This window comes from Gracilibacillus thailandensis (assembly GCF_010994055.1).
GTDB lineage: Bacteria > Bacillota > Bacilli > Bacillales > Amphibacillaceae > Gracilibacillus > Gracilibacillus lacisalsi.
The window spans coordinates 56,424-82,870 of sequence record NZ_WJID01000016.1; the positions used below are offsets into that span (position 1 = coordinate 56,424).

Consider the following 26,447-nt stretch of genomic DNA (forward strand, 5'->3'; position numbering starts at 1 on the left):
TTAGTCAAATTTTAATTCAAAATACTTATAATATTCAGCTTTGCCGGAAGATCCAATGATGTAATATAAAGGTTCTACTTCCAACTGTTCAGCAGGCACAAACCAACCAACCTTGGCATCTAGCTCTTCACCAAAGGATAAGGGGAATTGATAGTAATCACTCCATTGATTTTGCTCATATGGGGGATGTTCGCTAAAGTAAGCAGCCTCTAAAGTGAACGGCCCATTTGGATCTTCAATTCCTTCTTTGAATCCAATAGCTGATTCAATAAACATCACTGGTTGTTTGTTATCCTTTTCACTCATAAATGAATCGTCATTAATATTTTTGACAGTGACATCAACAAGTACTAGCCGGTACGATTGGTCAATCGATCCATCTTCGTTTATTAGCGAGGAATCTGAAAAATCTTCTTTCTTTAGATCTAACTCGTTTATATTATCCGATTTAAAAGCTTGATTAAGGGTATATTGAAATTGGTGGGATTTATCTCCTCCATCAAAAGTAAATGTGATCGTATCACCAACCGTAGCAAGCTCAGGTTCCGTTGTAGCTTCTTCTGTTTGCTCAACTTCAGGTTCACTGTCCGGTATAGTAGATGGATTGACGTATTGATCTTCTTCCCCATTGTTTAATTTACTTTTAAGTGAATCCTCCAATTCTTTATAAGAGCAAGCAGATAATAGAACGGATAAAATTAATACGTACACTAAGCCAAATTTATTTTTTCTTTTCATTTGGATTAATTCTCCTCGTAAATAGATAAATGATTCTTTCATTCTATTTCTTCAAATAAAAGATTCCTTAATTTGCGTATGGATATGAACCAACACTATCTGGGCTCCAAACTCCAGAAACAGTACCAGTACCATAATATCTTTGGAATTTTAATCTAGCACTCCTGCCTCCATTTTCATAAACTAGTTGTTTGACAAGCCACTTTCCTTTACTTAAGGTAACTTTATCTCCACCTAGTGTTTCATCTACCCAATAATTTGTTCCAGACACAGAGGATGGGCGATAACCTTGTACATCTGCATAAATGTAAGTGATTGGTACTTGTTCTACATTAACGTAAGTAGAAGTTGTATTTTCTTTAGAACGGCTACCTGTGTATGCATAATTATTTGAAGTACTTACACTAAAACGAAAAGACGTATCACCATGGTTTGAAGCAAATGTAGAAATTGGAACTAAAGTAAGCATCATGATGGAAGATAGTAGATTACTGTAATCAACTCTCCTTGTTATTAAAGTTGCTCATGAGCATTTTCTTGGTTAACCTAAAAAAAGATTAACACATTTTCCAATTATTTGGTTGTTTTTGTCATGAAAGACTCATTTTTAATCATAAACGTCATCCAATCAAATGCAAAGGCTTCAAGTGTATGTGATTTTATATTGCTTAGAATAATAATTTTTCTTAAGGTTTCTCCATAAGAGGAGACCTATTTAGGTTGACCGGTAATACCGTTGATCCTAATGATTAGACCTTGAAAAATATAGGAAGGTTTATTCTAGCTTAACATTTTGCAAGAATTTCTGGTCTTCGTTAGTGATGGTGATTTTACTACTTTTTTAAAGTCATGCATGATTCGTTCCTCCTTACTTGCCTTACGCTACTATTCATCTTACCCAATTGTAATGAAAATACTTAAATCCTCTTTCCATACATTTTTAAAAATACGGTGTTATAATTTTTCTTAACTGAAATACCGTTATCACAGTTAATATATATATTTAATATTACAATAAATGGAGAGTGTTTTTAGGATATAGCCATCGGCAAATATAGCAGTTTAAATGAATATCAGATAGTCGATTTCGTGAAATGCTTATTTAGTCGGTTTAGTGCAAAAAAAAACCAAAAGGTATAACGAATTTAATAACTAGTTAATAGTATTAACAGAGGATAATGAAGTCAGAAAAAAATCAATCAGAAGGAGCGTAGCTAACATGTTAATCCAATCCACAAAAGCTTTGCAAAAATACTTAAAAGTAGACCTCGAGCCAAAACAGGAACTCGCAGCTCCATTAACAGGGTGGCATGCACATCTTAAAAAGATCGATCGAAGAAATACAATCATCCTAGTGCATGATATCAGTCTTTACACAGTCATCTTGTATGGTGTGAAAGCGAAAGACGTCAAAAACTTTGAACAATTAATAAAGCAGGCAATAACGGATACTCTTATAGCAGATGGATTTAACGAACAGATTATCCAAACAGAGTTAGTAGCGGGAGACTTATCGTATACATCAACGAAAGATCGAAAAATGGTAGCCTCGCTAAATCAGATCATTCAAGAGATCGAATTTTTTATGTATGAGGCTAATTCTGAATCAATGATACAACCAAGCGTGTCTAGAAAGGTAAATAGATCTTTACACAAATCAAGCAGCGGAGAATATATAAAACCAATCGAAAAATTACAACATGTCTTGGAGAGGAAAGTAGGTAAGAAACCATTTCAACAACCAGCTGTCCAATTAAAAGTGACCTTAAAATTAGAGGGACAACAAGTATGGCGTAGATTAGTGATATCGATTAATCAAACATTCGCTAGTCTACACGATATCTTACAAATAGCTTTTAATTGGACCAATAGCCATCTGTATGAATTTACTTTTTATCAACAACCACCATCATTTACAGATTATTACTTACCAGATACAAATTACACACTTGTTTCTCACCCAGAAGCTTTTTCTTATCGAGAAGATGGACAAAAAATGAAATATGCTCATCAAATAGCGTTAAGAGATGTATTAGATAAATATAAGAGTATTGTTTATACGTATGACTTAGGAGATGATTGGCAACATTTTATCGAAGTAGAGGAATGGATTGACGATTATGATGCCAGATATCCAGTTTGTCTAGATGGTGAGGGAACAACACCTCCAGAAAATGTTGGTGGGATTCCGGGTTATAGCCATTTTCTTGAGGTTATTCAGTCAAAGGATGATCCAGATAGAGAATGGATGTTAAATTGGGCAGAATCGGTAGGGTATCAACCATTTGATAAGAATATGGTAAATGAACAATTAAGCAAAATAAGAAATTGATTAGATGCCCTTGGTGGGGAACTGAAATAGATAAAATGGTTGGGTGAATAGGGAAGGAGTCAAATGCCCTTCCCTTTCATCCCATATACTTACACAGTAACTAACTCCATATCGAGTGATTGAGTTGTCTTCTGTATAGAGAACAGAAGCTCAGCAAGCTCATCATAATCATGATTGTTCATAGCGTTTTGTAACGAAACGCAAAATGCTTGCCATTGTCTTTCGTTATTAAATGTTTGTGCAGCAATAGAAGTAGTACCAGCTGAAACCAAACGAAGTGCCCAACTAAATAGAGGATGATTTGAATCAATTGGTAATGACTCTATATGACGTAAGCCTTGCATGGTTGTAACCAATTTATCTTCTTCCAAGTCTCTTAATTGAGCAAATAGTAATTCTCGCTTTTCATTATCTTCCAGCTTAATACTCTTTTCAAAATACATACGGTCTAATCTACTTAATAAAATGGCTGCCTTCCCTTTTATGTCATTGGTTGCTTCTTCTCTGATTTCTATAATTTTAGAAATATTCTCTTCTTTAAATGGACCGTGAAAGCCAGTGTTTTTGTCCATATAACGGAGAATCTGTGCACCGCCTAATCCAATACCGTCAGTACCTGTATAAATGACTTGAGGTAAGTGTTTGAATCTAAAGCCTGCTGAAAAATAAGTAATTAACCCTTCTTCATGTGCTTTGTGGACTAATGTCAGTGATTCGGAAAAGCTAAGTTGCTCAATTACACACTTGCTTGGATACGTATTAGCTGTTCCATCCCAGGTCACTTTGTCAAATCCACCTTCTTTAACTATTTCGATTCCTAACATTCCAATTTCAAAGCGATCAGTCACCAATCTTGGCTCACCATTATTCTCCTTCAATGTTTGTTCACGATCATCCAAAATAGGAGTATTGATGTTAAAAGCAGCAGCTAATGCTTGGCTATGTGGATCTCTTCGCACATTTCCAGCCATATATTTCATGAATTGGATGGCCTCCGTTGTACTCATACGTTCAATGGCTAACTTGCATTCCGTTAATCCATCCATGAAAATAGCGGAACATGCAGCAGCTAATGTGTGAATAGTCTTAACAACAGAAGGTTTAAAATCACTCTCAAATACCGGTCTGCCTACATATGATGAGGATGGTGCATCACTGCCAACATGCAATTTGACTTTTCCAATAATATGGAAGTTTGGAATGCGGTATGGTTCCACTAGCTCACGATCTTGATCACTTCCTCTTTCAAGGTGTTCAATATGAACTATGACCCCTTTTAGATCTTTATTTGATTTTACAGTTCCATATAAGTGACCTATGCCAGGATCTGTAATGGAGGCATAGGTTTGAACATCACGAAACCCTGAATTTCCCCATGGTATAATGGCTCCATCGAATCGATGCCCTTTCTCTAACAGCACATAGGCCAAACGAATGGCAAAGCGTTCGTCGAAAGAAGGCAAGCGATTTTCTCTCCTTATTTCTGTGATTAGTTTGCTAATGATATTTAAATACTGAGAGTTCGTTAGTTCTTGAGGTTCGAGGTGATCAGAATGTTTGTCTTCCAGTGTTATACGAATATAAAAGCTATCTTCTTGAACATATAATTTACTAAGATTTTGTTGATGTTTCGCGCATGCTTCTAGGTGGAGGTTAAGTAATGAAAAAATTTGAAAGACATTGTTGAGTAAAATCTTGGAGTCTTGTTGTCGTTCCAGTAATTTGCTCATTTCATGAAGAAGTAGAGTTTGAAAAGTTTCTAGTTCGGGAAATTCTTTAACCAATAACGCTAATTCCCGTTTTATTTTTTCATAGAATTCATCCAATTTATAATATTCAGAGATAGCATATGAGGTATTTTTTGTGAATTCTTCGTCTGTGGGAGACATATCTTTAGTCTTTTTGATCCTTAATTCTTCCATTGCATCTAAAAGGTCCGAAAACATTGCTCGTCGCAACATACCTTCGTCAAAACGTAAAAATCCTGATTTAACTTTTGTCGCCTTCATTGAAAACCCTCCTGAATTTTTGAATAAAATAGAATAAAAAACTTGATAAGGGGTTTAAAAAATAATAAAATGGAATAAATAGAACAGAAAGCGTTTTCTGTGAGTCGTTATCTCTTATGCGGCCAAACATGGAGAGGTAACGACAAACCATTCTTTCTTTGAAACCCGTAGAAAATACATGTAAAAATTAATCCCTCCTTTCTAAAATCAAACCCTTTTTCAGTCCTCCCTTCTTGGTAAATTTTCCAATTAGCAGGAAGTTCATACTTATTATAGTTCTATTAAAATATTTTGAAAAGTAGATACATTCTTTTGCTATAGTTACATTTATTATACATACTAACCTGATAGTAAGTATATATACCCAGGTTTCATTTACTGTGACGGGCTTATAACTAGAATTTGTTCAGCTCTTAACTTGCTTGGTTTCATCGGAGGGAATATTATGTGTGCAGAAGAAGAAAATATTCAAATCGATTGGGAGAAATGCCCTATTCATAATACATTAGAAGCAATAAGGGGAAAGTGGGATTATAAAATTATATTAAGTTTAAATCAGGGAAGTAAAAGGTTTGGGGAGTTATTAGAAAGCCTTCAAGGCATCAGCGCCAAGACACTAACTTATTCTCTTAAAAAACTAGAGAAAAAGAATATAATTGAGAAAAATGTTTATCTTGTGGTTCCTGCGCATGTAGAGTATACATTATCGAATAAAGGAATGGCATTAAAAAATGTATTTCATGAAATGCGAAAGTGGGGAAGAACATGGGAAAAATAAGTTCTAAAGACAAAGAGGAACGTGAATGGATTGCAATTGATTGATCCGTTCGTTAAACCCATTATTTAAATTACAATCCATGCACAAAGGATTCGATAGAAGAATAATTTCTATATTTTTGGAATTACATATCTAAACAATTGTTACTGATCTAGTTCGATAAAGACTAATAAGAAGTATAATGCTGAAGTTAATTAATTTCTTTCATTTCTGACGGTTGCTTTTTAGTTAGTTTTTTATAATTTTCTCCCCAATCTCTCATCAACAGAATAATTGGCTCGAGCGTTCTTCCGAATTCCGTCATGGAATACTCCACTTTAGGAGGGACAACTGGATACACTTCTCGTTGAACGACACCATCTTTTTCTAACTCCCGTAATTGGAGCGTCAACATTCTCTGCGTCACGCCAGGCATTAACTTTCTAAGTTGATTAAATCTTTTTTTACCGTCAATAAGATGAAATAAAATAACTCCTTTCCATTTCCCTCCTATCACATCTAGGGTTCCTTCGACGGGGCATCCCTCTGGGCAACCGTACCCGCTTTTTCTGTTTCGCATTGGTTTGCACACCTCACTATTGATTTTGTGTTCTTTATACATCTTATAAATAACATAAATGTATGTAAATTACAAGATTGTGCCTACTTACCAATTTTATGATTCCTGTTTATAATATGTTCTGTAAATAATTTTTTTGTAGGAGGAGATAAGAATGAAAGCAATAGGATTATACAAATACTTGCCAATTGATCATCAAGAAAGTCTAGTTGAGGTGAATCTTGATAAACCAGAGGCTAAAAATAGTGACTTGCTTGTGAAAGTTCAGGCAATTTCAATTAACCCGGTTGATGTGAAAGTTCGTTCGCCGAAAGATAAACAGGAGGACTCACCAAAAATTCTAGGATGGGATGCTAGTGGTATTGTAGAAGAAGTAGGACCTGATTGTACTTTATTTAAGCCAGGTGATGAAGTTTATTATTCCGGGAGTCTCACAAGACCTGGTACCTATAGTGAATATCATGTAGTGGACGAAAGAATTGTTGGAAAGAAGCCTAAGTCCTTCAATTTTGCGGAAGCAGCTGCACTACCGCTTACAGCTATTACTGCATGGGAAGGGTTATTTGATCGATTAGAAATCGACATAAACCAGACTAAAGAAAATGAGAAGAAATCGATTCTTATTATTGGAGGAGCAGGCGGTGTTGGGTCTGTTGCTATTCAATTAGCCAAGTTAGCAGGATTAAAGGTTATCGCAACCGCATCTAGAGAAGAAAGCAAGAAATGGGTGGAAGAATTGGGAGCAGATTACACCATAAATCACCACCAATCCTTGCTTCCACAAATACAAAAGTTCGGCTTCAATCATGTGGATTACGTTTTCTGCCTTAATAATACAGATCAGCATTGGGATGGTATGGGAGAAGTTATTGTACCACAAGGTAAGGTTTGCTCCATCGTAGAGAACCAAGAGCCTTTAGATCTAAATGTATTAAAAAATAAGAGTGTAACTTTTGTATGGGAATTCATGTTTACCCGTTCAATGTATCATACTGTAGATATGATTAAACAACATGAATTGTTAACAAAGTTAAGCGAGCTGATAGATGACGGAAAGATTCAAACAACCTTAAAAGAGACAATTTCTCCAATTAATGCGATTAACTTACGTAAAGCACATGAAATGGTAGAAACAGGGAAAATGATTGGTAAGGTTGTATTGGAGCAATTCTAATTTACTTTTACTTGAAAAATAATTTTACAAAGAAGCGAGTGTTCCAGTCATGATTGTAATAATAGCACGAATGCAGGTAGATCCCTCGCATATGAAGACTTTAAGGAGAAAGTTAACACTCTAATCAAAGCATCTCAAGCAGAAGAAGGGAATATTAGTTATTCTCTATATAAAGAGGTTAAGAAAAAGAATAGATTTGTTATGATTGAAAAATGGGACGGAGAAGAAGCTATTGAGCGACACAATAAATCTTCTCACCTAACTCAATTTATAGCTTATACAAAAAAAGTATTGTTGCAACCTTTAGATGTTGAAAAGTGCTATGCGATAGAATCCTTCTAGAAGGCGACATGTTGAGGGGGTGTCCATCACATTATAGAGGCCATTTCTCAAGCAATTTTTGAGAAGTGGTCTGTTTTTTTCTATGGAAATAAAAAAAGACCGTGTTAAACAAAGTAGTTTTTTGATACAAAGTTCCTATCCGAGATCAACCTTACGTGTTATAACATGATTGGTAGATCGGATATTATTCATCATTAAATCCCCTAAATCCAATCTCTATAATTGAAAAGTCCCGCTTCGTCCCCTTGACATCTGTTCAAAAGTAGTTATAATTAATTATATAAACGCTTACAAAAATAATATCTGTTTTTAGGATTGTTACTGATCAAGCAGGCAAAACCTAAGTTATTGAATAGTACATCGCCCAGACTTAGACGGGGGGAGTATGTTTTATTCAATAGCTTAGGTTTTTTTGTAAGATAAGAAAGTATAAATTTTGAGCAGATGTCTAGCTCCGAGCGCCCAGAAACTAGGCGACTTCACGAATTGCCCTACGATAAGTCATCATCGGTTCGTAAACTCACAGTGATTCCTTTATCTCAGTTAATTCGTTCCAGTCGCTACGTTTCGCTTTTCTTAATTACAAATGATTGAAAGCATTTTTCCTTTTGTCATAGTGCGGTAAAATAAGTTTAACGTCCAAAAATATTGAATAAAAGGATGTCTGATATGAAGATAAATAAAGTGCTAAATAATAATGTCGTCGTCACTACTAACCAACATGGTCAAGAAATGGTTGTTATGGGGAAAGGTTTAGCATTTCAGAAAAAAGTGGGACAAAACATTGATGAGGAAAAAATCGAGAAGCATTTTGCCTTACAGGATACGGGTACAAGTGAAAAATTAAATCAGCTATTACAAAATACCTCCGATAAATATTTGGATATTGCTTCTGAAATTTATGAATATGCGCGGTCTATTTTACCGTATAAGTTGAATGACTATTTATATATCGCATTAACAGATCATATCAGTTTTGCGATTACGAGAATGAAGGAAGGCATTCAGCTAAAAAACACATTGTTATTCGAGATCCGCAAATATTATAAAAAAGAATTTGAAATTGGTTTACACTCATTGGATATTATTGAAGATTATACTGGTATTAGAATGAATGAGGATGAAGCAGCCTCGATTGCTCTTCATTTAGTAAATAGTCAGTTATCTGGGGAAAACATGGAAATGGCTGTTCAAGTAACAGATGTTGTTAACAAGGTTTTAAATATCGTGAAATATCATTATAAAACAGAATTAGATGAAAACTCGATTAATTATGAACGATTTTTAACTCATTTACGTTTCTTTACAGTGCGATTTTTACGGAAAGAGAATATGGAAGAAACAATTGATGATTTCTTTTATGAGCAAGTACAAAATAAATATCATCATGCATACAAATGCACGGAAATAATAGCAACATTTTTAGAAAAGAATTATAGTTGGTTCCTAACCAAGGATGAAATGGTCTATTTAACGGTTCATATTCACCGTGTTACCTATCGACAAAAAGAGGACTAATTAAAAAAGGAAAACGTTTTAGAATTTTTATTGACATCTGCATGAGAAGATGATAGATTAAATGTAACAAAACCTATAGGAAAAGTAAGGAATGTTACCTTAATAGGGCATAACCTGAATGAATTGGATGCGCACAGCTATCACTATGCGTGTAGGATCCAATTCGTTCAGGTTTTTTATTTGCCTTAAGTAAAACCCTTACATGCAAAAAATGAAAGCTTTCATAAAACATCAAACAGAGAGGTGAAAGAGCTATGAAATATCAACAGTTAGCAAAAGATATTATTCAACATGTTGGTGGGAAAGAAAATGTTAACAGTGTCGTTCATTGTATAACACGACTCCGTTTTAAATTAAAAGATGAAAGTAAAGCGAATACAGAAGTATTAAATAAAATGGATGGTGTGGTGACCGTTCGTAAAAGTGGCGGTCAATATCAAGTCGTTATTGGAAATCATGTAGCAGATGTTTATAAAGCGGTCGTTGCTGAAGGTGGATTTGAAGCAAAAGGTGAAGTAGATCAAGACGAGGAAAAAGGCAATTTGTTGAATCGTTTTATCGATATGATCTCTGGTATTTTCACACCTATTCTTGCGGTATTAGTAGCATCTGGTGTGTTAAAAGGTTTTAATGCACTGTTTGTAGCAGTTGGCTTATTAGATGAACAAGATGGAACCTATCAAATTTTAAATGCAATTGGCGATGGACTATTCTACTTCTTACCAATCATTTTAGGTTATACCGCAATGAAAAAATTTGGTGGAACCCCGTTCTTAGGTATGGTTATCGCGATGGCATTAGTCTATCCGGATTTAGAAGGGATACCAGAATCAGGTGATCCGTTGTATATGTTATTTGCAGGAACGATGTTTGAATCACCAGTATATATTGAATTCCTTGGTATTCCGGTGATTTTAATGACGTACTCGATGTCGGTCATTCCGATTATTGTTGCAACATTCTTTGCAGCTAAATTAGAAACATTTTTTGCGAAAGTAGTTCCAAATGTCTTAAAGATGTTCCTAGTACCGTTGTTAACGATGCTCATTATTATACCATTAACTTTTATTATTATTGGTCCGATTGCAACTTGGGCGAGTCAATTATTAGGGGCAGCAAGTGTTGGTATCTATGAATTAAGCCCAATAGTTGCCGGTATATTTATTGGTGGTTTTTGGTTAGTGTTTGTTATGTTTGGTCTACATTGGGGTCTTGTACCAATCGCAATTAATAACTTTGCAACAATTGGCCAAGATCCGATTTTAGCATTGATTTTTGCACACTCATTTGCATTAGTAGGTGCCTTAACTGCTGTAATCATTAGAACGAGAAACCAAAAAACAAAAGCATTAACGCCACCAGCGATTGTTTCAGCGATATTTGGTGTAACAGAGCCAGGTATGTATGGGGTTGCTTTACCACTTAAATGGCCATTTGTTTTTACCGTAGTAGCTTCAGCTGTTGGTGGTGCCATATTGGGTGCGTTTGGCACACTTGGTTACAATATGGCAGGACTAGGTGTCTTCCAGATGCCAAGTTTCATTCATCCTGAAGAAGGATTGAATTTATCCTTTGTAGCTTCCATTATTGCGATGATTGTCGCAGCGATATTGGCTTTTGTTCTAACGTACTTCTTTGGAGGTATTGGAAAACAAGAAACAGAACCTGAAGTAACAGAAGAACCAACAGATTCTACTGAAAACGAAACAGAAGTGAAAAGTGAAGTCATTACCAGTCCTTTAACAGGAGAAATGAGAAAGTTAGAAGAAATTGATGATACTGCATTCGCATCTGGAGCTCTTGGAAAAGGGGTTGCCATTGAACCAACAGAAGGTAAATTAGTATCGCCAGTTTCAGGTACGATTTCTGCTTTATTCCCAACAAAGCATGCGATCGGTATTACTTCAGATAATGGTGCAGAAATCTTAATTCATGTTGGTTTAGATACCGTTCAACTGGAAGGAAGATATTTCGAAACATCCTTACAACAAGGAGAACGAATAGAGAAAGGTCAAGAACTGCTAACTTTTGATATAGATAAAATTCAAAAGGCTGGTTTTCAGATTACAACACCAGTAGTTGTAACGAATCATGACCAATATCAACTAAAAATAATCGAACAAGTAAATGTAACTTCAGAAAGTACTGTGCTTGAATTAACAACTAAATAAAGGGAAAGGAGCTGTCAAAGGCTCCTTTTTCACATAGTAATAGGGGGACTGAATGATGATAAATAAATTTCCAAAAAATTTTCTTTGGGGTGGTGCTGTAGCAGCGAACCAAGTAGAAGGTGCTTATTTAGAAGGCGGAAAAGGATTAACAACGGTTGATCTATTACCAACAGGAGAAAATCGTTTTCCGATGATGTTAGGGAAAGTGGAAAACTATACACCAAAAGAAAATGAATTCTATCCGTCTCATGAGGCGATTGATTTCTATCATCGCTATAAAGAAGACATTGCCCTTTTTGCAGAAATGGGCTTTAAGTCCTTTCGTCTATCTATTTCATGGGCACGCATTTTTCCAAATGGAGATGACGCAGAACCTAATGAAGCTGGATTACAATTTTACGATGATGTGTTTGATGAATTAAACAAATATGGTATTGAACCAGTGGTGACATTGGCTCATTTTGATGTGCCTGTTCATTTGGTAAAAGAATATGGCAGTTGGAAAAATAGAAAAGTAGTAGACTTTTTTGAGAAATATGCCAAAACCGTTTTTACTAGGTACAAAGATAAAGTGAAGTATTGGTTAACCTTTAATGAGATTAATATGTTGTTGCACTTACCGTATGTTGGGGCAGGTCTTATCTTTAAAGAAGGTGAAGACAAACAGCAAGTCATGTATCAAGCAGCTCATCATCAATTAGTTGCAAGTGCTTTAGCTGTTAAAGCAGGTCATGAGATCATTCCTGACGCACAAATCGGTTGTATGTTGGCAGCCGGTATGACGTATCCGTATTCTTGTAATCCGGATGATATCCAAAAAGCGATGGATCAAGATCGTGAATCGTTCTTCTTTATTGATGTGCAGTCTCGTGGTAAGTATCCAGGTTATGCGAAGCGCTTCTTTGCAGAAAATAATATTGAGCTTGAGATGGAAGCGGATGATGAAGCATTATTAAGCAAGTATACCGTCGATTATATTGGCTTTAGCTATTACAGTTCTCGTGCTACGAGTACAGATCCAGAAGTATTAAAAGATAAGACAGGTGGAAACGTATTTGATTCGATTACCAATCCATACTTAGAAGCTTCTGAATGGGGCTGGACAATTGACCCGAAAGGTTTCCGTATTACCGCTAACCAACTATATGATCGTTATCAAAAGCCATTATTTGTTGTAGAGAATGGTTTAGGTGCGATTGATCAATTGGATGAAGATAACGAAGTAAAAGATGATTATCGGATCGCTTATTTACGAGAGCATATCAAACAAATGGGGGAAGCACTGAAGGATGGTGTCGAAATCATTGGCTATACAAGTTGGGGACCAATTGATATCGTAAGTGCTTCAACAGGTGAAATGAAAAAACGTTATGGCTATATTTATGTAGACCGTGAAAATGAAGGAAAAGGAACGTTGAACAGAAGTAAGAAGCAAAGTTTTGATTGGTATAAGCAAGTGATTGAATCGAATGGAGAAAATCTAGATTAAGGAGGCAACATAATGACTAATAAAACCTATTCATTCCCTGGAAATTTCCTGTGGGGTGGTGCAACCGCAGCTAATCAAATTGAAGGCGGCTTTCATGAAGGTAATAAAGGGTTGAATATTGCAGATGTCCTACCAGGTGGGAAAGGACGTTTAAATATTTTGAAAGAACCAGGTTTTAATTTTGAAATCGATAAAGAAAAATATACGTATCCTAACCATGAAGCAATCGACTTTTACCATCGCTACAAAGAAGATATTGCGTTATTTGCTGAAATGGGTTTTAAAGTATTCCGTATGTCCATTGCTTGGACTCGAATTTTTCCAAAAGGCGATGAAAAAGAACCAAATGAAGAAGGTCTTGCTTTCTATGATCGTGTATTTGATGAATTACACAAGCACGGGATTGAACCGGTTGTAACGATTTCGCACTATGAGATGCCAGTAAATTTAGTGAAGAATTATGGTGGTTGGAGAAGTCGTGAGGTGGTAACTTTCTTCGAGCGTTATGTACAAGCAATTTTTAATCGATATAAAGATAAAGTGAAATATTGGATGACCTTTAATGAGATCAATAGTGGGTTAGTGATGCCAATTATGGGCTTAGGTTTTTCTATTGAAAAGGAGGAAGATAAATATACACCGACATTCCAAGCATTTCACCATCAATTTGTCGCAAGTAGTTTGGCGGTGAAAGCTTGTCATGAGATTATTCCAGATGCAAAAATTGGTTGTATGATTATTTATGCGCCTGTATATTCTTTTGACTCCAATCCTGAAAATGTGATGTACGCCTTAGAAGAAGAACGCCTGTTTAATTATTATTGTGCAGACGTGCAAGTTCGCGGTGAATACCCGGCATTTATGAAGCGTTACTTTAAAGAAAATAATATTGAATTAGATATGAGAGAAGGCGATTTAGAATTAATCAAAGAGAATACTGTCGATTATATTGGCTTTAGTTATTACATGTCTCGCACCGAAAAATTAGATAAATCAGATCAAGCGGGTGCGGACGGTAATATTATGTCTGGTGTTCGTAATCCTTTCTTGAAAGCGAGTGACTGGGGCTGGGAAATCGACCCGATCGGTTTACGAATTTCCTTAAATCAGTTATATGATCGTTATCGCATACCGCTGTTTGTTGTGGAAAATGGTTTAGGTGCCTATGACAAAGTAGAAGAAGATGGTTCGATTCAAGATGATTATCGTATTGAATACTTGCGTGATCACATCGCTGCGATGGGTGAAGCTATCGAAGACGGTGTCGATCTAATGGGTTACACAGCTTGGGGTTGCATTGACTTAGTAAGTGCCTCAACCGGTGAAATGTCTAAACGTTATGGGTTTATCTATGTCGATAAAGATGATGAAGGGAGTGGAACATTAGATAGAAGTCGTAAAAAATCATTCTATTGGTATCAAGACGTGATTAAGAGTAATGGGGCAAATTTATAAAGAGCGAAAGGCACCCTTAAAGGACAAGGGTGTCTTTTTCTTAAGGATAGAATGTATAACTTTAGGGGATGAATATAGTTTTAATTTAAGTACCAAAAATTAAACGCACGAAGTCAAAATGGTACTTAAAACAGGTTTTAGTACCAAAATGAACCTTCCTGAACACTAAATTGGTACTAAATCATAAAACTCTGATCAAATTCCTATTTGATACTTCGAGTGCGTGCGTATCTCTAAGAAGATGCAGTTTTTACTCGCTATTCATTTGGGGAAATGGTTTATCCAAGGAATAGAAACAAGAATCCCTGGAAGCGAAGCACTTATCAAAGGAAGAGCTTACGCTGCTCCTTGGAAAAAGCTCTCGCTTCCTTGGATAAACGGTTATAAACAGAACTCGCAAGAAGAGCACAACAGTATAAGAAGCAAAGTTATTGCCCCTCTTCTAAGTCTTTAATACGCATTTCGACATCGCGTTTTGAATTGTCATCTGCAAGTTCTAGCGCTTTTTCATATAAAGTTCGTGCTCGTTCATGGTCAAAATAATTATTCCCAAACCACTTCGTGTAAAGGTCTCCCCACCTAATATAGATCCAGACTTTATCAAATATTTCATAATCTTCAAGCACTAACTGTTCAAAAAGTTGATTAGCTTCTTCCATTTTATCTATTAAAAATAAGGACTCCGCAGCAGCAGTTCCCATATTCATCATGGTAAGGGAGTTAGATTGTGGGAAGTGTTTGCGAAATTCGGTAGCCAATTGATATCGCATCTCTATATAACGACTATTATCTTGGCTTGTGTTTTCCAACAACATTTCAAAGTCTTGAACCCAATTAAAAAAGCTTTGCATCATATCGGTACTTGTGAGTCTATCGAGTTGTTCAATAGATTCAACTTGTCTGGGTACAAGCCATTTAAGTATACTGCGCCAAAGTTTCCACCAGAGGTCACTTGCTTGTTCATCTTGTTGGGCTTCGATTAAATCATAGCCGTCTTGCATCATTTCATTTAGATCGCTAACCAAAATGTGATCAGGAGCAATTCGTTTGGCTAATACTGCAATTGCAGGATAAATAAAATCTATATCGGAATTTGATTCAACTACATTACTGCTTGCTTCCCATTTGCTAGATAATTCATCCCCTGATTTTTGGGCTTTAATTTCCTTTGCAAAGGACTGTTCATCACGATCAATACCTAGTTCTCTTAATTTTGCAAAAATCGAGTCAGTAGTCATCTTATCGACTTTTTCTGGTGTCCAACTTTCTTTAGTCTTTTGGGGTTTGAAATCAACTATTTCTCTGTCAATACAACACTTTTTATACTTTTTTCCACTTCCACAAGGACAAGGATCATTTCTTCCGATTTTCATTAAAATCCTCCTAGCTTTTGAATGAATGGTATTATACTAAAAAGTTTTTTGTACTGATATTATAACAACCAATCTATTAATTTATCTACCAAACTAGTCAAGTTATCTTCTTAGGTTATTGGTGGGAACCGAGGTATAATGCCATGTCCTTTTTGGTGAAAAAATGATAAGTGGAGATTATCTTATAATATCCTCAAGTATATTTGGATTAGGTAAAAAGATTATAACTCCTTTTGATAAATATATATAGTAATTAATCTGATTAGAATATCCTAATTGATTAATAAATTTATTTTTTTAATAGATATTTATTGAGTAAGTTATATATTTATAGTAATCTTATTGATGAATGATTTTGTAAGCGATTTATAAATGTGTGACAAATAAAGGAGGGATGGCTGATTTAACATAGGTTAACCAAAAAGTGAAGAATAGCTACTAACAGAAATCATAAATTATCTTCATGCATTTAACTGAATGTTAGTAGTTCGCCAAAAGTGCCCAGACTTTAATTAAATTCGAAAAAATGACTACGCTTACAAGCGAGTTGACGGAAGGGGAAAACAATAGTGATAAGTTTTGTGAAAAAAATATCAATGGTTGGTCTCTTATTGATGATCATCATACCGACAACCGTTCTTGGTGATGAGCAAGATGATTCCGAATCAATAGAGTTTGACCGTGCTTCTGTACATGATCCATCTATTATTAAAGCTGACGATGGTACTTATTATGTGTTTGGTTCACATATTGCGGTTGCTAAATCAAATGATTTAAGTAACTGGAATTCTTTAGTCGATCGAGAATATCAAACCCCTGAGAATAATCCTATTTATGGTGACTTATCTTCTAATCTAGCAGAGTCATTTGAATGGGCTGGGGAAGATGATGCTGATAGTGCAGGGGGCTATGCTGTATGGGCACCAGATATCTTCTGGAACAAAGACTATGTTTGGGAAGATGGTTCAACCGGTGCTTATATGCTCTATTATAGTGTTTCTTCTACCTATATCCGCTCAGCTATCGGTATAGCAGTATCAAAAGATATTGAAGGTCCATATGAATATACGGACACTATCATTTATTCTGGTTTTACGAATTACGAAAGCTATGACAACAATAGTGATGTGAATAAACATTGGGAAAATACTAATCTCTCTGAGCTTATTGACGAGGGAATTATTGATGAAGTCAATCCAGACTATTTTACTGAAGATGGTGACTTCAACAATGCGCTTTATACCAATGCGATCGATGCGAATATTCTCTATGATGAGAATGGCGACTTGTATATGACGTATGGTTCATGGTCTGGTGGAACGTTTATTTTAGAATTGGATAAAGAAACAGGTACACCGATTTATCCTGGTGAAGATAAAGTAACTGAAGATGGTAGAATGATTGATAGATACTATGGTACGAAGATTGCTGGTGGATATGGAAGATCAGGTGAGGGGACTTATGCGGTTTATGATGAGGAAACGGGCTATTATTACCTCTATATTACTTATGGTGGACTAGCTTCTGATGGTGGCTATCAAATGCGACAGTTCAGATCAGAAAGTATTGACGGTCCTTATGTAGATGCGGCCGGAAATGAAGCCGTTTTTCCTGAAAGCTTTGATATCGGGGTAGGTAATTTCCCTGGTAATGATGACCATAAAGAAATTGGTAATAAAATGATGGGGAACTTCCTATTTAAGAGAGATTTTGGTGAAGAAGGTTCAGGAATCGGTACAGGATATATGGCGCCGGGTCACAATTCTTATTTAATTGATGATGAACTTGGAAAAGAGTTTATTGTGACACATACACGTTTTCCTCAAGAAGGAGAAATGCACCAAGTTCGAGTACACCAAACATTTAAAAATAGTAATGACTGGCCAGTACCAACACCATATCACTATGCTGGCGAGGAAGTTGAAGCGATTTCAGAATCAGACGTAGTTGGTGACTATAAATATTTGAACCATGGTAAGGAAATTACGGGTGAGTTAACAGAATCAACTTGGGTCAAATTAAATGAAGACAAGACTGTCACAGGTGCTGTTACAGGTACATGGGAGCTCTATGATGATTATAGAGTTGAATTGACAGTTGATGACGAAACATACGATGGCGTGTTCATTCGTCAATATGATCCGACATCTGAGGAATGGGTTATGACGTTTAGTGCGATGTCTGGTGAAGGTGTTGTGATCTGGGGAAGTCATGTAGAAAGTAAAGACGATCAAGAAGTTGTAAATGGTATAAAACAAGAATTAAGTGAAAGTCTTCCAGAGCGAGCAATTTCAGATCTAAGTTTACCGACATTGGCAACACAAGGAACAGAAATCACATGGGAATCTTCTAATCCTGATGTTATATCAACGGAAGGAGCGGTAAATAGACCAGTATTTGGTTCTGGTGATGCCGAGGTAGATTTAACCGCGACGATCACATTAGGAGAGGTTACAGAAACGCTAACTGCAACGGTAACTGTTCCGGAAAAAGAGGAAGGTGGCTTATCAGCCTTTTATGATTTCAATGGTGGCTTATCAGATAGCTCTGGTAAGCAAGAAGATGCTACGGTTACTGGTGATCGTATTCATAATACAGGTGGAGAGATTACCTTTACGGACGGTATCGTTGGTCAGGCGGCACAATTCGATGGTGAATCAGGATTGAAGTTGGCCAATGGTTTAATTGCTAGTGATCAATATTCTATTTCTCTATGGATGAAGCCAGAGGAAATAACAGAGTTTACCACAACGTTTTTCGGTGCTAGAACAGAAAATAATTGGATCAGCCTTGTACCAAATGCACAGGGCGTTACCAAAGTATGGTCCCATAATGGCGATGATTGGTATGATGCAGTATCCGATTCGATTATCCCGGCAGGTGAGTGGACACACTTTGCTTTTACTGTAAATGAAGGAGAAGCAAAAGTATATATTAATGGGGAAGAGAAGTTCTCGGATGCCAATTTCCCTAATGTCTTTACTACTGTAGATGCACAATTTAGCTTAGGCGTGAACTTTTGGGATACTCCATTTAAAGGTTTAATGGATGAAGTTCGTGTGTATGATGGATTAGTACTTCAAGCAGAAGAAGTGCAGGCTCTTTATGAAAACCCTGAAACAGATGAAGGTGATGAATCACCTGACAATGAAGATGAAAATGAAGAAAATGGCCAGGAAACTGAAGACACGGTTATAAGTAAAGTAGCTGATTTAGAGAAGGTAAATAATGTTTATCAAACGAGTGTAGACACTAAGAAAACGATTATCAAAAAAGAAGTGGTGGATCAGCTAGATGAAACAGCTTATCTTGTACTACAAATGGATAACGTTCAGGTGAAAATCCCGGTATCCATTCTGAAAGGTAAAGAGGATATTGTATTTGAATTAGGAGAGGTTTCGGATAAGATTAAGTCGAAAAATGAAAATGCGGTAAGTGATTTGTATGATTTCTCCTTAACATCTAATGGTGAAGATATTAGCTTTAATTCACCAGTAACATTAATATTTAACGTCGACGCAGAAAAAGTTACCAATTGGGGTAACTTAAGAGTTGTCTATGTTGATGAGAATGGTGAACAAAAAGAAGAAATTATACCTGAAAGTGTAGACAGTTCAACTGCTGAAGTGGTAGCAGATGTATCTCACTTCAGTATCTATGGCGTATTTGAAATAGCAGATGATGGAACAAGTGGCGATGGTTCCTCAGGAGATGAAAATGGAACAGGTAGCGATGACCCATCAGACAATGAAGGTGGAACAGAAGAAGATGGTTCAACAGAAAATGACGGTGAAACAGACGATGGTAATTCATCAGGCAATGATGATCAAAAAGAAGGCGATGGAGAAACCTTACCAGACACTGCTACAAATCAATATAATTGGTTGGCACTAGGGCTATTATTAATGGCCATAGGTGTAGGTGTGTTCTTAACAGTACGAGAAAGAAAAAATGCAGCTAATTAAATGTATGGTAGGAACCCTTGGCTAAGTAGTCAGGGGTTCTTTTTCTCTACCACAATGAATTAGTTGATTCGTTTAGTTTAGAACCGCAAAAAAAAAACAGGAAGAATTCTCGCCTCTTCCTTAGTACGCTTAATATAGAAGAAGCGTTCTTCGCTGAACCTAAATAATCATTTTTAATGTAACCACATTCTTCGTGAGGATGTGGTTTCTTACATAGTTCAAAAATAGTTAAGGAATTTTAAATATATTATTTAAGAAAAAGCACTAGTAGAATAGGATATGCTCCCATTTTTCATAGGTAGAAAATCTTGTGGTTTTGAATTAAAAGGGGAGTTTCATTAAGGCCACAATAAACGATGTATCCAATGATCATCTTTACGCTGATATTGTACCCTCCTATGTTTCCGTTCTGGATCCCCTTGCCAGAATTCAACTTCGTCTGCATAGACTACGTATAACTTCCACGTGGAACTTACAGTATCGGGTGCTTCTTTTACCAATTCCTTTGTTTTTAATAAAGCTTCATCTAAATTCTCACGTTGCATCAATTCCTTACTCTGGTGTCCAATCAAAGCCAGTGCTCTGGCTCCACTCGACCTTTCTAAGAAATCATTTGAGTTTGTTTCTGGTGGCATTTCAGTGGCTACTCCACGTATCCGAACCTGTCTGCCAATTTCGGCCCAATAAAATGTTAAAGCAACTTTTGGGTTAAATTTTAATTGTTCCCCTTTTCTACTTGTGGTTGATGTTGCAAAGTACCATCCATTGTTTATTACATCTTTTAGAATTAATACTCTGGCGTCTGGGGCTCCTGCCTTGTCAACAGTGGATAATGTCATTGCATGAGGTTCATGAATACCTTTCTCAATCGCAACATATAACCATTCCACGAACAAATCTGACGGGTAGTCCGGTAAATCTTTTGTGTGAAAATCCGGAAAAGGACCGGTTAAAGATTTTAAGTTTCTTAATAAATCCTTTGTTTGTTGCATGATCCTGCTCCTTTCTTACTGAATACTAGGCTCTTATATATTAATATAAAGGAGATTATTTAATAAATCTAATATATAATTATATTTAAATTATAAATAATATTTATGATAGGAGGCGGAACGTTGAATCTGCACGCATTGCGAATTTTTACACAAATAGCAAAATTAGGAAGTGTTACACATGCAGCAGAAAGTCTCTTAGTTAGCCAACCTGCTGTGACAATACAACTCCGTAAATTAGAACAAGAAATGGGAATGAAGTTGGTTACTTCTAAAGGACGCTCCATACAATTGACAGAGGCGGGTGAGTTACTTGCCACTCATTCAAAACGTCTCTTTGCACTCGAAGCCGAAATCGAAACAAAGATGAATGATTTTTTAACAGGCAAACGTGGAAGTTTACGTATATGTTCAACCCAACTACCTGCGAGTACAGTAGTACCACATTGGATTGTAAAGTTTAAGCAAAAATACCCCCTGGTAGATGTTCAACTTTATAAAGGAAACACTGATTGGACCTTTCAACAGCTGCTAGACTATTCAGTACATGTAGCTTTTGTTTATAGTGAACAGCAGGGAGAAAGTGTTGAATCACACACGCTTCTCGACGATGAGCTTATTTTTATTGTCCCAGAAGACCATCGATTAGCTGGAATAGAAGTTTCACTCGAGGAGCTTTTGAAAGAACCGTTTATCTTACGTGAAAAAGGAAGTGCCACAAGAAGAAATGTTATGAAATTATGTGAAGCAGTTAATCTCAAGGAGCCGGAATCCGTCCTTCAAATCGAGGGAATGAGAGAGTCTATTGAAGCTGTAAAAGCTGGCTACGGTGTTGCGCTAGTTTCTGCACTTGCAGTGAAGAATGACCTGCACAACGGTAGCCTTGCCAGAGTTTTTGTCAAAGATGTTTTTATTAAGCATCCGATAAGACTTTGTACGAGAAGTAATGAAGAACATTTAACGACCACAGCCAACTTTATTTCACTAATAAAAGATGAGTTAGTAAAGACCTAGCTGAAACAGAATCATCAATATTATTTTTATGCTGAAAAGCCTTTATACTATTCATACTTACAAAAGGAAGGGCGAAACTATCAAAATAAACAGTATCAATCTTTGTTTGAACTTGCTGAGATGTTACAGAATTAGAGTACAGCTATGAATGCTATTATTCTGAAAGGTGTTCGATCTCTTATTCAAAACAGGCGCATATCCAGAATGGATATGCGCCTGTTTTGAATAAGTAGAAAATCTAAATAAACATTTTGACCTTAATGGGATAATTCTTTTGTTAAAGAATTATCCCCAAGATTCCCAGTAATTTGATAATGAGGGATACAATTTTTCCTTGTGTAGAGAATGTGCCACTTTTCTATTCTGCTTGAAGGCATTATACCTTCTGTAAAGAGGGTGAGATTTATTCTTTATCCTGCTTTTTATCCAAAATAGATCGCAACTCTTTAATATCATCCTCGGACAAGTCCTCATCCTGAATAAATTGAACGAGCATCGATTTTAAAGTACCATCATAGAATCGTTTGACAAAAGACTCTGTTTTGGCGCGCTGGCATTCGTTCTGAGAATAAAGCGGATAGAATGTATAGACACGCTGATCCTTGTTAACACCGATGACTTCTTTTTTAGAGAGGCGATCTAACAGGGTGCGTACGGTTTTTGGCTTCCAGTTCGTTTCTGCCGGCAAGGACGAAATGATTTCATTTGCAGTTTGCGGTGCTTTTTGCCAAAGCACTTTCAATACTTCCCATTCAGACTCTGAAATAGTGGGTATTTTATTCGTCACTTGTAATCCCTGCCTTTGCTTTTTTAATAAATTCCTTTTTCTTCTAAGATGGATTTGGTAATATCAGCAGCTATACTGCCTTGAGCATGATGGTCGTTTTCGATATTGGTTGCAAAGAAATAGGTGTTGCTTTTCGTTTCCACATATCCTATGAACCAGCCGTTTACATTTTTATCATTGACTGTTCCTGTACCGGTTTTTCCATAGAGTGTTACATTGTCTTTCATCTCGAGCTTGATGGCATCTTTTATTAATTCAACGTTCTTCTCATTAAATCCAAATTGGTTAGTATAAAAGTCTTTAAGTGTCTGAACCTGTTCTATAGGTGAGATTTTTAAAGAAGATTCTAGCCAATAGTCTTCTATTCCACCAGACACATTTTGATTTCCGTAGTGTATTTTTTCAAAATTTGCTTTGATTCTTTCTTTTCCTATTTTTTGGTCTAGCTTTTGATAGTACCAAGTTACGGAATTCTCCATTGCAGTAAATAAATTTTGATTTTGGTTCCAGGCTTCGTGTGGGTAAGTTTTTTCATCCCATTCCATAGAGGTGTGCTGTGGTGTAATCACACCAGATTCCAAAGCGAATAACGCGCTGTATACTTTATACGTGGAATTCGGTGAAACTCGTAACACACTTTTGTCTTTATTATAGATAAGGTATTGTGCTTTCTGCAAATCATAGAGTACAAAGCTACCATCATATCCACTGAAAAATGTGCTTAAATCCTCATACACGGTCTGCTTATTATCAAAATTGATCCGATCCTCACCATAAGGCATTGCAGAAACAACTGGTACTTGACACACGACAATGCCCGCCAACAGTATAAAAATTACGATGCTTTTTAGTTTTAAAAGCTTTGATTCTGTTGTGAAAGTTGCAATCCCTTCAATCCTTCTTTTTAATTGCTTTTTGGGGCTAGTGAGCTGGCTAGCGATCGCGAACTTACCTTGAAGAAAGGATTTGTCAGCGAACTTTATGATTGTGTTACCGTATGTTGCATAATGATCTTGACCGAGCATTTTTAAAACGGCGCTGTCACAGGCGATTTCACGGTCTATCCGCATTTCCCTGAAGCCAATCCAGATCAATGGGTTATACCAGTACAAGATCTGGAACAGGACAACTAAGTAGTTCGTAATAATGTCTTTGTTTTTATAGTGATTTAATTCATGCAGCAAAATGTTTTTGAAATCTTCCTTGGACAGCCATGCTTCAGCATCATGCGGCAGAATAATGTAGGTTTTGAAAATACCGAATGTTATTGGCGACTTAATAAGCGGTGAATTCACTAACACAAGTTTCTGTGAAATATGGAGTCTTTGTTGGCACTGTTCGAATAATCTCTGAATCTCTGGATTTTCTATGATGCTTGTGGATTTTTTTATTCGTTGCAGTTTCATCCATGCCTGAATCGTTAAAACAATCATTACCAGCATACCCGTCATCCATATAATGGTGAAGAGTTGGTTTAATAATGTCAGGTCAAACCGGTTGACAGAAATGGATAAATCTTTCATCCAATTTCCTCCACTATCTGTTACGAGATTTGCTGTTGAGGTATTGGACGAGGACAAAATGCTGCTTTGGTTCCCATTCCAAGTTAGCTTGGTTCCAACATCCAATAAATCTGTTGGAAGCAATGGCATGGTTAATGCAATCAGTAAAATGAACCATAAATTGTATTGCCATTTGGATGATAATTGGTTCTTAAATATCTTTCGGATCAGCATGATAACAATGACCACGAAAGAAGATAAAAACATGCTTACAGCTAAGTGGAGGACCGACATCTTATTTCATCTCCTTAAACGCGAAGTTGTTTAACTAAGTATCTTAATTATACCATTAGGTCAATAGCTATTTGATTAATGAGTTCCTAATAACAACGTTGGATGAGACGAATACTCCATTGGTGCCAACTATTAGAGTTCACGTACAAATTTGGATAGAAAAAGTCGAGCAAAATTCGAGTCACACATGTCAGTTTTGCTAGACATGTGTGCTCTTATTTTAAAGCATCGAATATGATTCCAGCAGCCTTTGCAACTAACTCATCATCATATTCTGCATCCTTAGTATCATGACGGGACATCACTGCAATAATGATTGGTTCTCTGTCACGTGGCCAAACAATGCCAATGTCATTTCTTGTGCCGTAACTTGCAGCCCCACTTTTGTCTCCGACGATCCATTCTTCAGGTAGGCCAGCACGTATTAGTGTATCGCCTGTTGCATTACCTTTCATCCAATCGATAAGCAACTCGCGCTTATCATTAGGGAGGAAATCTTCAAGCGCGATTTTCTTCAGATTGGTAGCCAAAACTTTCGGTGTGCTGGTATCACTTTTATTCCCTGGTATGAATTCATTCAATTCGGTTTCGTATCGTTCGGGTTCTGTAACGTCATCACCGAGGTCTCGTAGTAAGGCTTGCCCAAATTCCTCAGGACCACCTAAGGCCTCAAGTAATAGATTTCCAGCGGTGTTGTCACTTTTTCTAATAGCTGCCTCACTAATTTCTAACAGTGTCATTCCGGTATCCACATGGTTCTCGGTAACCGGAGAATAAGTAACCAAGTCATCCTTACTGTAGGTAACAGCTTTTTCAAGATCTTTGATTTCATTTTGCTTAAGCAAAATAGCTGCTGCTAGTACTTTAAAAGTGGATGCATAGGCGAAACGCTCATCGGGATTGTATTCAACGATTTGATTCTTACCCGTATCGATTGCATAGACGCCGAGTTGGGCTTCAAATTCATCCTCGAGCTGGGCAAACTCTTCATCTTTATTGATGGTTTGCTCGGTGTCGCTTTTATTGTCGGTTGATGTATTTGTTTTATTGTCAGCATTTGTGCATGTGGTGAGTATAGTTAGAGCTAACAATACTATGTAACATAAATACTTGACCATATTGGATTGGTAATTGGTTTTTCTCATATGATACCTTCTTTCCTTTAGAATAAATTTCATATATTGATCTTCTCCATTATTAGTCTTTAATTGTAAGTATGTATTCCACCTTTCCATTATAAAGATTACAACTGTAGTACAATATTACATCTGTAATCTATAAAAAGTCAACCTTAAAAATGATGAAAAAAGAACAACAGCTCATTGATTAGCTGTTGTTAATCTGCTTAGTAATGTATTTTACTTTTTAACTTGATAATGTAATTCAATAAATTGATTAAATTGCTTCGTTCCTTTCAAGGAAAGCTCTAAATGGTGATTTCCTTCTTTAAACAAAGAGATGCCATTACCTATTATAGTTGGTGCAAATGTTATAATAAATTCATCAACTAACCCTGCTTTAATGCAGGAGTTTAACAGTTCATCTCCACCAACGATCCAAATGTTTTTGCCATGTTGGCTTTTAGTTTTTTGACAAAATTAGTTATATCATCACTAATAAATTTTGCATTTTCAGTATCTTCAATAGAAGACCTTGTAAACACATAACATTCTTTGTTTGTATATGGGGAACTCCTCTAAATCTAGTTTCATTACCCGATCGTATGTTTTTTTACCAATTAAAACCGTATCTACCGTCTCATAGAACTCCGAAAAGCCGTTATCACCTTCATCTTCTACTTTAAATAACCACTCTAGAGACTCAGCTTTTTGTAGCAATGTCCCCATTTAAACTCGATGCAATGAATAATATTAAGTTACGTCTTTTACTCATAATTTTCCCTCTTTCCATATTTGCGTATTGTCAAAGTTTTTCTTATTAAAATAGCTTTTTAG

At 36.2% G+C, this 26,447-nt stretch carries 20 protein-coding genes and 1 pseudogene; 10 read left to right on the forward strand and 11 right to left on the reverse strand.

Going from position 1 to position 26,447, the window contains the following annotated elements; genetic code table 11:
* Both GH715_RS06620 and GH715_RS06625 read right to left on the reverse strand, forming a co-directional pair.
* On the reverse strand, positions 1-738 hold the full coding sequence (locus GH715_RS06620; RefSeq protein ID WP_153834653.1) for a DUF5027 family lipoprotein: 738 nt from the start codon (positions 736-738) through the stop codon (positions 1-3).
* Between the two features lie 67 nt (positions 739-805).
* On the reverse strand, positions 806-1,207 hold the full coding sequence (locus GH715_RS06625; RefSeq protein ID WP_163578501.1) for a hypothetical protein: 402 nt from the start codon (positions 1,205-1,207) through the stop codon (positions 806-808).
* Between the two features lie 750 nt (positions 1,208-1,957).
* On the opposite strand from GH715_RS06625, the gene GH715_RS06630 reads away from it, so the two are divergent.
* Positions 1,958-3,070, forward strand: coding sequence for a plasmid pRiA4b ORF-3 family protein (locus tag GH715_RS06630; RefSeq protein ID WP_153834651.1), 1,113 nt, complete (start codon positions 1,958-1,960; stop codon positions 3,068-3,070).
* 89 nt (positions 3,071-3,159) lie between these two features.
* On the opposite strand, the gene GH715_RS06635 is transcribed toward GH715_RS06630, so the two are convergent.
* A complete protein-coding gene (locus tag GH715_RS06635) occupies positions 3,160-5,079 on the reverse strand; it encodes a hypothetical protein (RefSeq protein ID WP_153834650.1) in 1,920 nt (639 codons plus the stop codon).
* 445 nt (positions 5,080-5,524) lie between these two features.
* On the opposite strand from GH715_RS06635, the gene GH715_RS06640 reads away from it, so the two are divergent.
* Positions 5,525-5,857 (forward strand): winged helix-turn-helix transcriptional regulator, encoded by a 333-nt coding sequence (locus tag GH715_RS06640; protein WP_153834649.1) that lies wholly within the window; start codon positions 5,525-5,527, stop codon positions 5,855-5,857.
* Between the two features lie 190 nt (positions 5,858-6,047).
* Here GH715_RS06640 and GH715_RS06645 read toward each other — a convergent pair whose 3' ends face one another.
* Positions 6,048-6,416, reverse strand: coding sequence for a winged helix-turn-helix transcriptional regulator (locus GH715_RS06645; RefSeq protein WP_153834648.1), 369 nt, complete (start codon positions 6,414-6,416; stop codon positions 6,048-6,050).
* A gap of 154 nt (positions 6,417-6,570) precedes the next feature.
* On the opposite strand from GH715_RS06645, the gene GH715_RS06650 reads away from it, so the two are divergent.
* The 6 genes from GH715_RS06650 to GH715_RS06675 all read left to right on the forward strand — a co-directional run bounded on the left by GH715_RS06650 (position 6,571) and on the right by GH715_RS06675 (position 14,565).
* Complete coding sequence (locus GH715_RS06650; protein WP_153834647.1) at positions 6,571-7,590, forward strand: zinc-binding alcohol dehydrogenase family protein; 1,020 nt, start codon at positions 6,571-6,573, stop codon at positions 7,588-7,590.
* 21 nt (positions 7,591-7,611) lie between these two features.
* On the forward strand, positions 7,612-7,932 hold the full coding sequence (locus tag GH715_RS21765) for a putative quinol monooxygenase (protein ID WP_276208103.1): 321 nt from the start codon (positions 7,612-7,614) through the stop codon (positions 7,930-7,932).
* Positions 7,933-8,601: 669 nt separating this feature from the next.
* On the forward strand, positions 8,602-9,450 hold the full coding sequence (gene licT, locus GH715_RS06660) for a BglG family transcription antiterminator LicT (RefSeq protein WP_153834646.1): 849 nt from the start codon (positions 8,602-8,604) through the stop codon (positions 9,448-9,450).
* A gap of 254 nt (positions 9,451-9,704) precedes the next feature.
* Positions 9,705-11,621 carry a beta-glucoside-specific PTS transporter subunit IIABC gene (locus GH715_RS06665; RefSeq protein ID WP_153834645.1) on the forward strand — a complete coding sequence of 639 codons (1,917 nt, stop codon included), beginning with the start codon at positions 9,705-9,707 and terminating at the stop codon, positions 11,619-11,621.
* A gap of 52 nt (positions 11,622-11,673) precedes the next feature.
* Positions 11,674-13,110, forward strand: coding sequence for a 6-phospho-beta-glucosidase (locus GH715_RS06670; protein WP_153834644.1), 1,437 nt, complete (start codon positions 11,674-11,676; stop codon positions 13,108-13,110).
* Between the two features lie 12 nt (positions 13,111-13,122).
* Positions 13,123-14,565: a glycoside hydrolase family 1 protein gene (locus GH715_RS06675; protein WP_153834643.1), complete on the forward strand. Its 1,443-nt coding sequence runs from the start codon at positions 13,123-13,125 to the stop codon at positions 14,563-14,565.
* 1,298 nt (positions 14,566-15,863) lie between these two features.
* On the opposite strand, the pseudogene GH715_RS21920 reads toward GH715_RS06675, so the two are convergent.
* Positions 15,864-15,938 (reverse strand): annotated as a pseudogene (locus GH715_RS21920) (SEC-C metal-binding domain-containing protein); the annotation flags it as partial.
* Positions 15,939-16,534: 596 nt separating this feature from the next.
* Between GH715_RS21920 and GH715_RS06685 the strand changes: the two are divergent.
* Complete coding sequence (locus GH715_RS06685) at positions 16,535-19,903, forward strand: LamG-like jellyroll fold domain-containing protein (protein WP_153834710.1); 3,369 nt, start codon at positions 16,535-16,537, stop codon at positions 19,901-19,903.
* A 338-nt stretch (positions 19,904-20,241) separates the two neighbouring features.
* Here the strand turns inward: GH715_RS06685 and GH715_RS06690 are convergent, their stop codons facing one another.
* A complete protein-coding gene (locus GH715_RS06690) occupies positions 20,242-20,895 on the reverse strand; it encodes a pyridoxine/pyridoxamine 5'-phosphate oxidase (protein WP_153834641.1) in 654 nt (217 codons plus the stop codon).
* A 123-nt stretch (positions 20,896-21,018) separates the two neighbouring features.
* On the opposite strand from GH715_RS06690, the gene GH715_RS06695 reads away from it, so the two are divergent.
* Positions 21,019-21,909 (forward strand): LysR family transcriptional regulator, encoded by an 891-nt coding sequence (locus tag GH715_RS06695; RefSeq protein WP_163578502.1) that lies wholly within the window; start codon positions 21,019-21,021, stop codon positions 21,907-21,909.
* A gap of 403 nt (positions 21,910-22,312) precedes the next feature.
* Here GH715_RS06695 and blaI read toward each other — a convergent pair whose 3' ends face one another.
* The 5 genes from blaI to GH715_RS21865 form a co-directional block, all read right to left on the reverse strand.
* A complete protein-coding gene (gene blaI, locus GH715_RS06705; RefSeq protein ID WP_163578503.1) occupies positions 22,313-22,696 on the reverse strand; it encodes a penicillinase repressor BlaI in 384 nt (127 codons plus the stop codon).
* A 23-nt stretch (positions 22,697-22,719) separates the two neighbouring features.
* Positions 22,720-24,492 carry a BlaR1 family beta-lactam sensor/signal transducer gene (locus GH715_RS06710; RefSeq protein ID WP_153834639.1) on the reverse strand — a complete coding sequence of 591 codons (1,773 nt, stop codon included), beginning with the start codon at positions 24,490-24,492 and terminating at the stop codon, positions 22,720-22,722.
* A 215-nt stretch (positions 24,493-24,707) separates the two neighbouring features.
* On the reverse strand, positions 24,708-25,610 hold the full coding sequence (bla, locus tag GH715_RS06715; RefSeq protein WP_390308424.1) for a class A beta-lactamase: 903 nt from the start codon (positions 25,608-25,610) through the stop codon (positions 24,708-24,710).
* A 240-nt stretch (positions 25,611-25,850) separates the two neighbouring features.
* A complete protein-coding gene (locus GH715_RS21860; RefSeq protein ID WP_338029420.1) occupies positions 25,851-26,054 on the reverse strand; it encodes a dihydrofolate reductase family protein in 204 nt (67 codons plus the stop codon).
* 78 nt (positions 26,055-26,132) lie between these two features.
* Positions 26,133-26,339 (reverse strand): hypothetical protein, encoded by a 207-nt coding sequence (locus GH715_RS21865; protein ID WP_338029419.1) that lies wholly within the window; start codon positions 26,337-26,339, stop codon positions 26,133-26,135.
* Between the last annotated feature and the right edge of the window lie 108 nt (positions 26,340-26,447).